The sequence below is a fragment of the Pseudomonas sp. HMSC08G10 genome (genome assembly GCF_001808425.1).
GTDB lineage: Bacteria > Pseudomonadota > Gammaproteobacteria > Pseudomonadales > Pseudomonadaceae > Aquipseudomonas > Aquipseudomonas guariconensis.
In genome coordinates this window covers 262957-276930 of sequence record NZ_KV793307.1, presented here as the reverse complement: position 1 = coordinate 276930, position 13974 = coordinate 262957, and the positions used below count along the sequence as shown (strand labels likewise).

The window sequence follows — 13974 nt, the reverse complement described above, 5'->3', positions numbered from 1 at the left end:
GGGATGGCGTCTGTTTTTGGGAGGAGACGGGGCAGAAGTTTCGCAGGCGTTGAGAGGGGTAGGTTGGGTTTTTGGGGTTTTGGTTGTGTCCATTTTTTTGTGGTGGCACCGCTGACGCATTCCGCCTTTACGGCGGGTTACTTTGGTCTTGGCCAAAGTAACCAAAGCCGTTGGCTCCCCCATACGGCCCCTGCGCTGCGCTCCGGGGTTCCCTGCGCTCCGGTGCCTTGCGGGGCTTCGCGGCCTCCGGCTTGCTGCGCAGCCTCCATCTCGCGGACTTCGGCTGCGCCGAAGGGCGCTGCGCGCCAACCCCTCCAGACACCTCCACTTGGCCTTCTGAGGTCGCGATTGGTGGTGTCTGGGCTGGCGTGTAGTAAGTATCGTGCGGTCGGTGGTGGTGTCTGGGCTGGCGTGTAGCAAATATCCGTACGGTCGGGGATGGCGCCTGGGGGTGCTGGCCAAGCCTGCTATGGGCCGCGCAGCGGCCCTGGTCACTGTTCGAGCCACTGGGGGCTGTTGAAGTTGCTCAACCGACTATCCGTCTCGGTACATTCCAGCCCTTGCACGGACGCGCGCAACAGGGCTTTCTGCAAGCTCCGTTCGCCAGTGCTCCAGGCTTGCTCCAGCAGCGGCAACACCTTGCGCGGCAACACACTGAACATCGGCTGCCAGAACCCACCTTGGCGCACCATGGCCGGGCTGTCGTGCTCGACCGCCAGGCGCAGCAGGTCGGTGACCAACGCTTGATCCAGGCGTGGGGCATCGCACGCCAGCACCACCACCCAGTCATGCCGTGCTGCCGCGAGCCCGGCGATCACGCCGGCCAGCGGGCCGGGGAAGTCCGCCTCGGCGTCGGACACCAACTGATCGGCATAGGCCCGGTATGCCTCGTGGTTGCGGTTGCACGAGATCACCACATCGTCACTCAGCGGCCGCACCACCCGCTGCACGTGGGCCACCAGCGGCTCGCCGTGCCAGGGCACCAGGCCTTTGTCGCGGCCGCCCATGCGCTGGCCGCGGCCGCCGGCAAGAATGAGAACGGAACAAGGGGGCAGGGGAGCAGACATGAAAAAGGGTTCCAGGCAGTCATTGCCGGGAACCCTCCCATGTCACGCAGGTGTTGTCCAGTCAGGCTTCGTGGGGCTGCGTCTGGCTGTCCTTGGCCTGGCGCCGCCCGGCCAGGCGCATCACCACCACGAAGAACACCGGCACGAACACCACCGCCAGGGTGGCGCTGAGCATGCCGCCGATCACGCCGGTGCCGATGGCCTGCTGGCTCGCCGAGCTTGCACCTGTGGCGATGGCCAGGGGTACCACGCCGAGGATGAACGCCAGCGAGGTCATCACGATCGGCCGCAAGCGCAGACGTGCGGCTTGCACCGCGGCGCTGACCGGGTCTTGGCCCTGGTCCACCAGGCTTTTGGCGAACTCGATGATCAGGATGGCGTTCTTCGCCGACAGGCCGATCAGGGTGATCAGACCGACCTTGAAGAACACATCGTTGGGCATGCCGCGCAAGGTCACCGCCAGCACGGCGCCGAGCACGCCCAGCGGGACCACCAGCAGCACTGCGGTGGGGATCGACCAGCTCTCGTACAGCGCCGCCAGGCACAGGAACACCACCAGCAGCGACAACGCCATCAGCAGCGGCGCCTGGCTGCCGGACAACCGCTCCTGCAGCGACAGGCCTGTCCATTCAAGGCCTGCGCCGGCCGGCAACTGGTCGACCAGGCGCTGGATTTCGGTCATGGCCTCGCCGGAGCTGTAGCCAGCGGCGGGCTCACCGGAGATGGACACTGCCGGGTAGCCGTTGTAGCGGGTCAACTGCACCGGGCCACTGACCCATTTGGCCTGCACGAACGCCCCCAGAGGCACCATCTTGCCGCTGCTGTTGCGCACGTGAATCTTGAGCAGGTCTTCCACCTGACTGCGTTGATCGCCTTCGGCCTGCACCACCACCCGCTGCATGCGGCCCTGGTTGGGGAAATCGTTGACGTAGTTCGAGCCAACAGCGGTGTCGAGCACCGCGCCGATGTCGGCGAACGACACGCCCAAGGCGTTGGCCTGGCGCCGGTCGATCTCCAGCTGGACCTGCGGGCTCTCGGCCAGCGAGGCTTCGCGCACGTTGGTCAGCACTTTGCTCTTGCGGGCCTCGTCCAGCAATTGGTCACGGGCTGCCATCAATGCCTCGTGGCCCATGCCGCCGCGGTCCTGCAAGCGGAACTCGAAGCCGGTGGACTCACCCAGCCCGTCGATGGGTGGTGGCAGCACGGAATACGCCACCGCGTCCTTGAGCTGGGCAAAGGCCTCGGTTGCGCGGTCGGCGATCGATTGGGCGCTGTCCTTGGCGCCGCGCTCGGACCAGTCCTTGAGCGTGGTGAATGCCAGTGCGGCGTTCTGTCCGCTGCCCGAGAAGCTGAAGCCCAGGATCAGCGTGGTGTTGCCCACGCCAGGCTCGCCGGCGTTGTGCGCCTCGATCTGCGCGGCCACCTGCTCGGTGCGCATGCGACTGGCACCCGGCGGCAACTGGATGTCGGTGATGGTGTAGCCCTGGTCCTCGGTGGGCAGGAAGGCGCTCGGCAGTTGGCTGAAGCCATAGCCGAGCACCGCCAGCAGTACGCCGTAGACCAACAGGTAGCGGCCGCTGCGCTTGAGGGCATGCACCACCCAGTGTTGATAGCCTTCGCTCATGCGTTCGAAGCGACGGTTGAACCAGCCGAAGAAGCCCTTTCGCTCGTGGTGCTCGCCTTTGGCCAAGGGCTTGAGCAGGGTCGCGCACAGGGCCGGGGTCAGGCTCAGGGCCAGGAACGCCGAGAACAGGATCGATACCGCCATCGACACCGAGAACTGCTGGTAGATCACCCCCACCGAGCCCTTCATGAAGGCCATCGGCAGGAACACCGCCACCAGCACCAGGGTGATGCCGACGATGGCGCCGCTGATCTGGCCCATGGCCTTGCGCGTGGCCTGCTTGGGCGACAGGCCTTCCTCGGCCATGATCCGTTCGACGTTCTCCACCACCACGATGGCATCGTCCACCAGGATGCCGATGGCCAGGACCATGCCGAACAGCGTCAGCACGTTCACCGAAAAGCCCAGTGCCAGCATCGTGGCGAAGGTCCCCATCAGCGCCACGGGCACCACCAGGGTCGGAATCAGGGTGTAGCGGATGTTCTGCAGGAACAGGAACATCACCAGGAACACCAGCAGCATGGCCTCGAACAGGGTGCTGATCACCTGCTGGATCGACACCTTGACGAAGGGTGAGGTGTCGTAGGGGATGTCATAGCGCACGCCCTCGGGGAAGTAACGCGCCAGCTCTTGCATCTTGGCCCGCACCAGGGTCGCGGTCTCCATGGCGTTGGCGCCCGGTGAGAGCTGCACGCTGAAGGCAGTGGACGGTTTGCCGTTGAGGCGGGTGCCGTACTGGTATTCCTGGGCGCCGATCTCCACCCGGGCGACATCGCCGATGGTCACCGTGGAGCCGTCGGGGTTGGCGCGCAGGACAATGGCGGCAAATTCCTCGGGTGTGCCCAACTGGCCTTTGACCACCACGTTGGCGGTGATTTCCTGGGTGCCGCGCCCCGGCAGATCGCCGATGCTGCCGGGGGCGACCTGGGCGTTCTGCGCGGCGATGGCGTCGGCCACGTCATTGGGCGTGAGGTTGAAACCGATCAGCTTCTGCGGGTCGATCCAGATCCGCATGGCCCGCTCCGAGCCATACAGCTGGGCCTTGCCCACGCCCTTGAGGCGGCGGATCTCGTTCATCACGTTGCGCGCGAGGATATCGGAGAGGGCGGTCTCATCGAGGCTGCCGTCCTCGGAAGTGAGGGTGGCCAGCAGCAAAAAGCCCGTGGAGACCTTCTCCACTTGCAGGCCCTGCTGCGTCACCGGGCGTGGCAGGCGTGACTCGACCACCTTCAGGCGGTTCTGCACGTCCACCTGGGCCAGGTCCGGGTGTGTGCCCGGCTCGAAGGTGGCAGTGATGGTGGCGCTACCCAGGCTGCTTTGGGACTCGAAGTACAACAGATTGTCGGCGCCGTTGAGCTCCTGCTCGATCAGGCTGACCACGCTTTCGTCCATGGTCGCCGCCGAGGCGCCCGGGTAGACCGCGTAGATTTCCACCTGTGGCGGCGCCACGTTGGGATATTGGGCCACCGGCAACTGGGGCAGGGCCAGGGCGCCGGCAAGCAGGATGAACAGCGCGACCACCCAGGCGAACACCGGGCGGTCGATGAAGAACTGCGGCATGAATCAGGCCCTCACTGGCCAGTGTGCTGAACGATGGGCAGGGCATCTGGGGCAGTGTCGACCTGGACCTGGTCGCCTGCCTTGACGTGTTGCAGGCCTTCGATCACCACGCGCTCGCCTGCGGCCAGCCCCTGGGTGACGATCCAGCGATCGCCCTGGGCGTTGCCCAGTACCACCTGGCGTTCGCTGATGCGCGCCTGCTCATCGACCACCAGCACCTTGGGCACACCGGCGCTGTCGCGCAGGATCGCGCGCTGCGGCACGCTGATGCCCTTCGGTTGCACGGCCTGGTCCAGCCGCACACGCACATAGCTGCCCGGCAGCAGGTCGAGGTTCGGGTTGGGGAACTCGCTGCGCAGGGTGATCTGGTTGGTGCTCGGGTCGACGCTGATGTCTGAGAACAGCAGCCTGCCCGGCAGCGGATAGGCCGTGCCGTCGTCCTGGATCAAGGTCGCCCTGGCCTGGCCTTCGCCGACCTGCTGCAACTCGCCGGCGCGCATGGCCCGGCGAAGGGTATTGAGTTCACGGGTCGACTGGGTGACGTCGGCGTGGATCGGGTCCAATTGCTGGATGGTCGCCAGGGGTGTGGTTTCGTTCTGGCCCACCAATGCGCCCTCGGTGACCAGGGCCCGGCCGATGCGTCCGGAGATCGGCGCGGTGACCGTGGCGTAGCCCAGGTTCAGGCGGGCACGTTCCAGGGCTGCCTTGGCCTCGGCCACGACAGCGCCGGCCTGGAGGAAGGCGGCGCGGGCATTGTCGTACTCCTGGCGGCTGACTGCCTTGTCGTCCACCAGCTCGCGGTAACGCTGCTCTTGCAGGCGCGCCTGGTACAGGTTGGCCTCGGCTTTGGCCAGGGTGGCGCGGGCGGCGTCGTGGTCGGCCTTGAACGGCGCAGGATCGATCAAGAACAGGACATCGCCCTGTTTGACGTCGCTGCCTTCGCGGTACACGCGCTTGAGCACCACGCCGCTGACCCGTGCGCGGACCTCGGCGGTGCGCGGCGCGAGGATGCGACCGCTGAGCTCAGTGCTGATGGCCAGGGGCTGAACCTGCAGGGTTTCGACCCGAACCTGGGGCGGGGGTGTCTGTGCGTCCTGCTCGGCGGCGTCGTCGCAGCCGGCCAACGACAGGGTCAGCAGCGCCAGAAGCGCCAGGGGGCGCAGACGAAAAGGGAAAGAAATTGACATGCGGATCTTCCGAAAATGACCGAGCCTATGCTAAGGCAGCCGCTCCTGCGTTGGCTGTGAAGCTATGTAGGGCGAATGTGAAAAAGTGTAAGAATTCTCATTGACGGCCATGGGATTCTATATCCTGCAGCGCGTCAATCCTCTTCATTCACCCGTTCTTCTCACCGCCTATGCCGAATATTCTCCTGGTCGAAGACGACAGTGCCTTGTCCGAACTGATCGCCAGCTACTTGCAACGTAACGATTTTCACGTCCGGGTGATCGCCCGTGGCGACCACGTGCTGGAAGAGTTCCGCCGGCAAAAGCCCGATCTGGTGGTGCTTGACCTGATGTTGCCGGGTCTGGATGGCCTGCAGGTATGCCGCTTGCTGCGTCAGGAGTCGCAATCCCTGCCGATCCTCATGCTCACTGCCCGCGACGACAGCCACGACCAGGTGTTGGGGCTGGAGATGGGCGCCGACGATTACGTCACCAAACCGTGCGAGCCACGCGTGCTGCTGGCACGGGTACGCACTTTGCTGCGTCGCAGCACGGTCAACGAGCCTCGCCTGGACAGTGACCTGATCCAGGTTGGGGGCTTGCGCATCGACCTGGCCGAGCGTGTCGTCACCTGGCGCGGCGACGAGGTGGAGCTGTCCAGCAGCGAGTACAACCTGTTGGTGGTGCTGGCCCGCAATGCCGGCGAGGTGCTCAGCCGCGACCGCATTCTCCAGCAATTGCGCGGCATCGAGTTCAACGGCACCGACCGCTCGGTAGACGTGGCCATCTCCAAGCTGCGGCGCAAGTTCGATGACCACGCCGGTGAGGCGCGCAAGATCAAGACTGTGTGGGGCAAGGGTTATCTGTTCAGCCGGGTCGAGTGGGAGTACTGACACGCCATGCTGAAGATTCTGGTGCGCCTGTATCTGGTGATCATCGCCGCCTACGCCGGCGCACTGCTGTTCATCCCCGACACCATCGTCGGCCTGTTCCATGACCGCTTCATGGCCTACAACCTGGAGCAGGCCAAGGGCGTGCAATCGCTGCTGGTGCGCCAGTTCCAGCAAACCCCGCGCGAGCAGTGGCCGCAGGTGGAGCGGCAATTGGCGCAGAGCTTCGCGCCACTGGAAATCAAATTGCTGCGCATGGACCAGGCCGAACTGACGGCGCCGGAGCGCGCGCGCCTGACGCAAGGCCAGAACGTGGTGCGTATCGCCGACTGGGGCTACTACGACACCGCCCTAGCGCCGTTGGACCAGGACTGGCTGGTGAGCCTGTACACCCCACCGGACCCGTTGGACATCAACCTGTTGTCCTGGGGAGTCACGGTGCTGATCGGCGCCGCCATGCTCGGTTGCCTGCTGCTGTGGGTGTGGCCGCACTGGCGTGACCTGGAACGCCTGAAGGAAACCGCCCGGCGTCTGGGCCAGGGGCAGATGGCCGAAAGGACGCATATTTCGCCGCGCTCGAACATCGGCGAGCTGGCCGGGGTGTTCGACACCATGGCCAGCGACCTGGAGCGGCATGTCAATCAGCAGCGCGAGCTGCTCAATGCGGTGTCCCACGAGCTGCGCACACCGCTGACTCGGCTGGATTTCGGCCTGGTGCTGTTGTTCGATGAGGTGCCACCACCGTGCCGCAAGCGCCTGCTGGAACTGGTCGGGCACGTGCGTGAACTCGATGAACTGGTGCTGGAGCTGTTGTCCTACAGCCGCCTGCAGAACGCCGACCAGGCCCGCGAGCGGGTCGAGGTGTCATTGCTGGAGCTGGTGGACAGCGTGCTCGGCGGGTTCGCCGAAGAGCTCGACGGGCGGGGCATCCAGTGGGAAGTGCGGGCCGAGAACCGGTTGCCGCGTTTCGTGCTCGATCCCCGTCTGACTGCCCGCGCCGTGCAGAACCTGGTGCGCAATGCCATGCGCTATTGCGACGAGAGCCTGCTGCTGCGCGTGCGCCTGGAAGAAGACGGCGCGTGCCTGGTGACCGTGGAAGACGATGGCATCGGCATTCCTCCCGAGGAACGCGAGCGGATCTTCCAGCCGTTCTACCGGCTGGACCGTAGCCGGGACCGCAGTACCGGTGGTTTCGGGCTGGGGCTTGCCATCAGCCGGCGGGCCATCGAGGGGCAGGGCGGGACACTGACCGTGGCCCAGTCGGCGCTTGGTGGTGCGCAGTTCAGGATTCGTCTGCCGGCAGGTTAGAGAGCGGCCAGGTTGTTCCGACACCGAGGTGCGTTCTTCGCGGGTAAATCGGAGTGCGCAACCCAGCGACTAGGCACCTTTGGCCAGTTGCGCCGACCAGGAGACGAACCGGTCCTTGCCACTGTGCTTGGCTTCGTACAGCGCCTGGTCGGCCCGCACCAGCGCCATGCTCAGGGTGTCACCCTGCTCGACACGGGTCAGGCCGATGCTGATGGTAACCGGGTGCGCGTTCAGGTCTTCGCGCACCCGCTGACACAGCGCTCCCACTTGCCGCTCGGCACCTTGCTGGTCCAGCCCTTGGAAATAGATGGCGAACTCTTCGCCGCCCAGGCGTGCATAGGCATAGCTGGCCATGGTCGCCTTGATGTGCGCGGCCACACGCTTGAGCACCTCATCACCGATGTCATGGCCGAAGCGGTCGTTGACCCGCTTGAAATTATCGATGTCGATCATCGCCAGGTACTGCCCGGACGGGGCCTGTTGCAACTGCTGTTCGGCCTTGAGCATGAACGACCGGCGGTTTGGGATTTCAGTCAGAGCATCGATGTAGGCCTGCTCCATTAGGACCTTGGACAGGTAGAAGTTGTGCAGCTTGGCTTGGCGCATCCGCAAATAGGCGTAGATCACCAGCCCGCAAAGAAACACCGCATAGCTCGTCAACATCGCACCTTCGAGCTCGAGAAACTCGATACGCGTGTGGTGGAAAGGATTGAGCACCAGCCAAGTGATGGCCATGGCGCAGAAGAACGACCAACGCCGTACCGGCAGCACTGAAACGCTGTAGAGCACCGTCGACACCCCCAACACCAGCCACACGGGGCGCAGGGCAATGGGAATGCCGTCGATCACCAGGCGCATGCCCAGGGTGATGGTCGCGATGAACATCAGGTTGAGCACGTCGAAATGCTGGCTTTTGCGGATAAACCCAAGCACGACCGTGATGGCGCACAGTGCAGCGAGAAACACCATCGATCGCCAGGTGAATTCCTGATCGCCCAGGTAGCTGACGATCAGGTCGAAGATCAGCCAGATGACGATGCTGACGCTGAATATCAGCAGGCAGAACCGGCGCATGGCCTCGAATTCGTGCTGGCGGAATTCGGCGCGCAGCGCAGCGGGGGCCACCTGCTTGCGCAACTGGTCTTCGATGGTCTTGAACATGCTGGACGGGAACTCCTTGAAGTTCTCTGGTGTTTGATTGGCTCTGTGCTGCAGCGGATGTGTCCGCTCTCAGAGAGTCAAGCCCAGACTGCTCGACTGGTCCAGCCAAGTGCTGGCGTCCCGTCGGGCGAACGTCTGCTACCGCTACCGCGGCGTCAACTGTCGGTCGCCAAGCGCTGGATTGATGCGCTTAAGGCCTGGCGGGGAATTTACCTGAAAGAGGAGGTGTTGACTTCCTACTGGGTGGCGGGCTAATTTCCCAACCCATGAACCCATACCTGCTGCGTCACGCCATTATTATTACCGCCATTATCGGATTGGCGGGCTAGCGCGTACGTGCACCGAACCCGCCCTGGAGGCGGGTTTTTTCTTTCCGACTCCTGGGCCCTCGAAAACACCAGGAGTCATCGATGACCAACCTCAGCGTCAGCCCTCGTAACACCGCCTCGCCCGCGCAGCTGCTTTCAGAGCAGGTGCGCCGCATTCTCAGCGCCCCGGTGTACGACCTGGCCATCGAGACACCCCTGCAACTGGCACCTGCGCTGTCGGCCACCCTGGGCAACCAGGTGCTGCTCAAGCGCGAAGACCTGCAACCGACGTTCTCTTTCAAGATTCGCGGCGCCTATACCCGTTTGTCGCGCTTGACCCCAGCCCAGCGCGAGCGCGGTGTGATCACGGCGTCGGCGGGCAACCATGCCCAAGGCGTGGCGCTGGCCGCCTCGCGGCTGGGCATGCGGGCGACCATCGTCATGCCGACCACCACCCCGGAACTCAAGGTGCAAGGGGTGCGCTCGCGCGGGGGGCACGTGGTACTGCATGGCGAAAGCTTCCCCCATGCTCTGGCCCATGCCCTGCAACTGGCCGACAGCGACGGCGCGACCTTCGTGCCGCCGTTCGACGACCCGGACGTGATCGCCGGTCAAGGCACCGTGGCGATGGAAATCCTGCGTCAGCAACCCGGCGCCCTGGACGCGATCTTTGTGCCGGTGGGGGGCGGTGGCCTGGTGGCGGGCATCGCGGCGTACGTCAAGTACCTGCGCCCGCAGGTCAAGGTGATCGGGGTCGAGCCTGAGGATTCCAATTGCCTGCAGGCTGCCCTGGCGGCGGGCGAGCGGGTGATCCTGCCCCAGGTCGGTACGTTCGCCGACGGCGTGGCAGTGGCGCAGGTCGGTGCCCATTGCTTCGAGTTGTGCCGCCATTTTGTCGATAAGGTGGTGACGGTCAGCAGCGACGAGCTGTGCGCGGCCATCAAGGACATCTACGACGACACCCGCTCGATCACCGAGCCCTCCGGTGCCCTGGCGGTGGCCGGGATCAAGAAGTACGTGGCTCGCGAAGGCGTCCAAGGCCAGACCCTGGTGGCGATCGATTCTGGCGCCAACGTCAATTTCGACCGCTTGCGCCATGTGGCCGAGCGCGCCGAACTGGGCGAGCAGCGCGAGGCGATCATCGCCGTTACCATCCCCGAGCGCCCCGGCAGCTTCCGGGCCTTTTGCCAGGCGCTGGGCAAGCGCCAGATCACCGAATTCAACTACCGCTACTTTCCTGGGAAGGAGGCGCGGCTGTTCGTGGGCGTGCAGACCCACCCCCAGCACGACCCGCGCGAGCACCTGCTGGCCAGCCTGCGCGAGCAGGGCTACAACGTGCTGGACCTGACCGACAACGAATTGGCCAAGCTGCACGTGCGCCATACAGTGGGCGGCCATGCTGCGCCAGGGGCGGATGAGCGGGTGCTGCGTTTCGAGTTCCCCGAGCGCCCCGGGGCATTGCTGGGCTTTCTCGAGCGCTTGGGCAAGCGCTGGAACATCAGCCTGTTCCACTACCGCAACCACGGTGCGGCCGAGGCGCGGGTGTTCGCTGCGCTGGAGGTCCCGGGCGATGAGCTGCCAGGCCTGCCCCAGGCCCTGGATGACATGGGCTATCGCTATTGGGATGAAACCGACAACCCGGCGTATCGGTTGTTCCTGGGATAGGACAGCGCTCGAGCACGGATACTTTTCGTGCAGAGCCTAGCGCGCAGGGACCGCTTTGCGGTCCTTCAGCGCGTCAGGGCAGATGCCGCGCTGCGTTTGTAGGCGTGGCCTTGCGCTGGATCAACATCCCTCACTGCAATCAGGCAGATCCTCGAAGACAAACAGACTTTTCGCGAGGGTTCGGCCATGAGCAGCACGTTCTTCATTCCCGCCGTCAACATCATGGGTATCGACTGCCTGGAGGAGGCAATGGCCGCCATCGCAGGTTTCGGCCTGCGCAAGGCACTGATCGTCACAGACCCTGGGTTGGTCAAGGCCGGGGTCGCCGAGCGTATCGCCGGCATGCTGGCCATGCGCGACATCGATTCGGTGGTGTTCGATGGCGCCAAGCCCAATCCGAGCATCGCCAACGTCGAGGCGGGGCTGGCCTTGCTGCGCCAGGCGCGGTGCGACTGTGTGGTTTCCCTGGGCGGTGGCTCGCCCCACGACTGCGCCAAGGGCATCGCCCTGTGCGCCACCAATGGCGGTCACATCAGTGATTACGAGGGCGTCGACCGTTCCAGCAAGCCGCAGTTGCCGCTGATCGCGATCAATACCACCGCCGGCACCGCCAGCGAGATGACGCGGTTCTGCATCATCACCGACGAGGCGCGGCACGTGAAAATGGCCATCGTCGACCGCAACGTGACGCCGATCCTATCGGTCAACGACCCGGCGTTGATGGTCGGCATGCCGCAGAGCCTCACCGCCGCAACCGGCATGGATGCCCTGACCCATGCCATCGAGGCCTATGTGTCCACGGCGGCGACGCCGATTACCGACGCCTGTGCACTGAAGGCTATCACCCTCATCAGTGACAACCTGCGCCAGGCCGTGGCCGATGGTGGCGACCTGAAGGCGCGGGAGAACATGGCCTACGCCCAATTCCTCGCCGGCATGGCGTTCAACAACGCTTCGCTTGGGTATGTGCATGCCATGGCGCACCAGCTGGGCGGTTTCTACGACCTCCCTCACGGCGTGTGCAATGCGGTGTTGCTGCCCCATGTGCAGCGCTTCAACGCCCAGGTCAGCGCCGCACGGCTGCGTGACGTGGCCAAGGCCATGGGCGTGAAGGTCTGTGCGCTGGATGCCGAGCAGGGCGCTGGAGCGGCAATTTCGGCCATCGAGCATCTGGCGGCGGCGATCGGGATCCCGGCGGGGTTGGCGGAGCTGGGGGCGAAGGTCGAGGATGTGCCGCTGCTGGCGGCCAATGCCCTAAAGGATGCCTGCGGGCTGACCAACCCGCGCCCTGCGAGCCAGGCGCAGATCGAGGCGATCTTCAAGGCGGCGTTCTAGACCAAGTCTTGGGGCGTCTGTACTGACGCTTTGGCGGGTAAACCCGCTCCCACAGGCACCGCGCTGTGCTTCAAGCAACGGTGAACCTGCCCCATAGGGATTGCGCCGCCCTGGACACGTGCGCAATCCCTCTGGGAGCGGGTTTACCCGCGAAGAGGGCCGCGCTGGCTTCAGCGCTCGCGCATGAAGAAGCCGGCGACGAACTTGCGGAAGGTCTCAAGGCTCTTGAAGTCGGCGTAGCGCTTGAAGTTCTCGGTGTCTGGCTCAGGTCCGATCGGTTGTTCGAGCAGTGACACCGACAGCACCCGGTCCTGATCCGAGGTCAGCACCAGCTCATCCATCACCTGGCCGCCGATCACCGGCCTGCGCATCAACACCTTGACCCCCTTGCTCGCCATCCAGTCGATCAACGACACCAAGGCTTTGAGCGGCTCGCGCTCTTCGTCGCGGTACACCGGGAACAGGTGCCCACGTGACAGCACCGGGACGCTCGCCACGTGGATCAGCTCGTAGAAATGGCTGCCGGCGGTGGTCGGTGAATAGAGCATCAGTGCCAGCAACGGCCCGCGCGTCTTGCCGCCGTCCCAATACAGGTGATGGCCCTGGAAGTCGAAGCCTTCCTCGGTGCGGGCGTTGAAGACCTTGCGTCCCTTGATCTGGTCGACACAGTCGAGCAACAACCCATGACGGCGATGATTTCCGAAGGCCTTGGCTTCGCGCAGGCGGGACTTGAGCATCATCATGTGCTTCATGTCCAGGCGGGTTTCCAAGTAGTTGCTCGCCGGTACACGCTCGACCAGCGGGTAGCGGGCGGCCACGCCGCGTAGGTCGGCGAACTGAGCGGTGAGGTCTTTCTTCAGGTGCGTGGCATAGACGTTGAGCCCGCTGGCTTCCATCCAGGTCAGCAGCACCGAGAGCAAACGCTGCTGTTCGCGACGTTCCGTAGCGGTTCCGACGCTGGCTGGGCCACCTTCGCTGGTAGCGTGGAAGTCGCCCAGCAGACGCAGTGGAGTATCGGGCGCCAGCCACGCGGCAGGTTGTGGGGCCTGCTCAGTGCGTTCACTGGCTTCGCGCTCGACCTTCGTGAACGGGCAGCCCGGAGCGTGCTCGGGGGTGTCAGGGTTGTTGCGCAGGAACAAGGTGCCGGTACTGCCGTTGAGGGTGATGTTGAGCACCGGCAGGGCGTCCCGCCGGCAATCGCAGGCCAACCACTGGTTGGCGCTGCGCACTTTCATCAGCCATTGGTTGGCTTGCAGCAGGCGCGGGCCGGCGAGGGCGCCAGTGGCAAAGCCGACCAACAGTTCCTCTTCGGCCGGGGTCAGGCTACGCACCTGCGCGGCGGTTTTGTCGATGATTCGCATGAAGCAGCTCCAAGCTACGAGCGACAAGCTTCAAGCAAACGCGCCGCGCATTCAACTGTGCTCAGTTGCCGCTGAACATCTTCGCGGCGCGGGCGCGGATTTCGTCGGGGGTGAGGTCTTCTTTGTGGGTAGAGACGAACCAGATGTTGCCGAACGGGTCTTTCAGGCTGCCGCTGCGGTCACCGTAGAACTGGTCCGTCACCGCGTGCAGCTGTGTCGCGCCAGCAGCGAGGGCCTGGGCGAAGACCTTGTCCGAATCCTCCACATACAGATGCAGGCCTACACCGGCGCCGGCGAGCTTCTGGCTGGCGGTCAGACCGCCTTCCATATCGCAGGGGTCGCCGAGCATCAGCGAGGAGTCGCCGATCTTCAGCTCGGCATGGCCGACGCGTCCACCGGGAGCGTCCAGGCGGAACATTTCGACCGCGCCAAAGGCTTTTTTGTAGAACTCGATGGCCTTGGCGGCATCGTTGATGGCCAGGTACGGGGTGATGCTGTGCTGGCCTTCGGGAATGGGTTTGACTGCCAT

General features: G+C 64.7%; 10 protein-coding genes. 4 read left to right on the top strand and 6 right to left on the bottom strand.

The features are described 5' to 3' along the window. Positions 1 to 491 precede the first annotated feature (491 nt). The 3 genes from mobA to HMPREF3173_RS13610 all read right to left on the bottom strand — a co-directional run bounded on the left by mobA (position 492) and on the right by HMPREF3173_RS13610 (position 5438). Positions 492 to 1067, bottom strand: a complete 576-nt coding sequence (gene mobA, locus HMPREF3173_RS13620) for a molybdenum cofactor guanylyltransferase MobA (protein ID WP_070573848.1) — start codon at positions 1065 to 1067, stop codon at positions 492 to 494. A 61-nt stretch (positions 1068 to 1128) separates the two neighbouring features. After that, positions 1129 to 4251: an efflux RND transporter permease subunit gene (locus tag HMPREF3173_RS13615; protein WP_070573847.1), complete on the bottom strand. Its 3123-nt coding sequence runs from the start codon at positions 4249 to 4251 to the stop codon at positions 1129 to 1131. A gap of 11 nt (positions 4252 to 4262) precedes the next feature. Then, the gene (locus HMPREF3173_RS13610) at positions 4263 to 5438 is read right to left on the bottom strand and encodes an efflux RND transporter periplasmic adaptor subunit (RefSeq protein WP_070573843.1); all 1176 of its coding nucleotides are present in this window, start codon (positions 5436 to 5438) and stop codon (positions 4263 to 4265) included. 170 nt (positions 5439 to 5608) lie between these two features. Here HMPREF3173_RS13610 and HMPREF3173_RS13605 point away from each other — a divergent pair, with 170 nt between their 5' ends. After that, positions 5609 to 6310 carry a response regulator gene (locus HMPREF3173_RS13605; protein WP_043213365.1) on the top strand — a complete coding sequence of 234 codons (702 nt, stop codon included), beginning with the start codon at positions 5609 to 5611 and terminating at the stop codon, positions 6308 to 6310. Between the two features lie 6 nt (positions 6311 to 6316). Next, positions 6317 to 7615: an ATP-binding protein gene (locus tag HMPREF3173_RS13600; RefSeq protein WP_070573841.1), complete on the top strand. Its 1299-nt coding sequence runs from the start codon at positions 6317 to 6319 to the stop codon at positions 7613 to 7615. Positions 7616 to 7684: 69 nt separating this feature from the next. Here HMPREF3173_RS13600 and HMPREF3173_RS13595 read toward each other — a convergent pair whose 3' ends face one another. Then, positions 7685 to 8776 (bottom strand): GGDEF domain-containing protein, encoded by a 1092-nt coding sequence (locus HMPREF3173_RS13595; RefSeq protein ID WP_070573839.1) that lies wholly within the window; start codon positions 8774 to 8776, stop codon positions 7685 to 7687. Positions 8777 to 9186: 410 nt separating this feature from the next. On the opposite strand from HMPREF3173_RS13595, the gene ilvA reads away from it, so the two are divergent. Together ilvA and yiaY are read left to right on the top strand one after the other, a co-directional pair. After that, positions 9187 to 10749: a threonine ammonia-lyase, biosynthetic gene (gene ilvA / locus HMPREF3173_RS13590; RefSeq protein ID WP_070573837.1), complete on the top strand. Its 1563-nt coding sequence runs from the start codon at positions 9187 to 9189 to the stop codon at positions 10747 to 10749. 186 nt (positions 10750 to 10935) lie between these two features. Further along, positions 10936 to 12084, top strand: a complete 1149-nt coding sequence (yiaY, locus tag HMPREF3173_RS13585; protein WP_070573835.1) for an L-threonine dehydrogenase — start codon at positions 10936 to 10938, stop codon at positions 12082 to 12084. A 170-nt stretch (positions 12085 to 12254) separates the two neighbouring features. On the opposite strand, the gene HMPREF3173_RS13580 is transcribed toward yiaY, so the two are convergent. Then, complete coding sequence (locus tag HMPREF3173_RS13580; RefSeq protein ID WP_070573833.1) at positions 12255 to 13445, bottom strand: hypothetical protein; 1191 nt, start codon at positions 13443 to 13445, stop codon at positions 12255 to 12257. A gap of 61 nt (positions 13446 to 13506) precedes the next feature. Further along, positions 13507 to 13974, bottom strand: a complete 468-nt coding sequence (locus HMPREF3173_RS13575) for a VOC family protein (RefSeq protein ID WP_070573831.1) — start codon at positions 13972 to 13974, stop codon at positions 13507 to 13509.

Bases quoted from the DNA above. Each gene is read 5' to 3' on its own strand.
- mobA (WP_070573848.1), bottom strand. From the start codon at position 1,067: ATGTCTGCTCCCCTGCCCCCTTGTTCCGTTCTCATTCTTGCCGGCGGC.
- HMPREF3173_RS13575 (WP_070573831.1), bottom strand. From the start codon at position 13,974: ATGGCAGTCAAACCCATTCCCGAAGGCCAGCACAGCATCACCCCGTAC.
- HMPREF3173_RS13615 (WP_070573847.1), bottom strand. From the start codon at position 4,251: ATGCCGCAGTTCTTCATCGACCGCCCGGTGTTCGCCTGGGTGGTCGCG.
- HMPREF3173_RS13600 (WP_070573841.1), top strand. From the start codon at position 6,317: ATGCTGAAGATTCTGGTGCGCCTGTATCTGGTGATCATCGCCGCCTAC.
- HMPREF3173_RS13610 (WP_070573843.1), bottom strand. From the start codon at position 5,438: ATGTCAATTTCTTTCCCTTTTCGTCTGCGCCCCCTGGCGCTTCTGGCG.
- yiaY (WP_070573835.1), top strand. From the start codon at position 10,936: ATGAGCAGCACGTTCTTCATTCCCGCCGTCAACATCATGGGTATCGAC.
- ilvA (WP_070573837.1), top strand. From the start codon at position 9,187: ATGACCAACCTCAGCGTCAGCCCTCGTAACACCGCCTCGCCCGCGCAG.
- HMPREF3173_RS13595 (WP_070573839.1), bottom strand. From the start codon at position 8,776: ATGTTCAAGACCATCGAAGACCAGTTGCGCAAGCAGGTGGCCCCCGCT.
- HMPREF3173_RS13580 (WP_070573833.1), bottom strand. From the start codon at position 13,445: ATGCGAATCATCGACAAAACCGCCGCGCAGGTGCGTAGCCTGACCCCG.
- HMPREF3173_RS13605 (WP_043213365.1), top strand. From the start codon at position 5,609: ATGCCGAATATTCTCCTGGTCGAAGACGACAGTGCCTTGTCCGAACTG.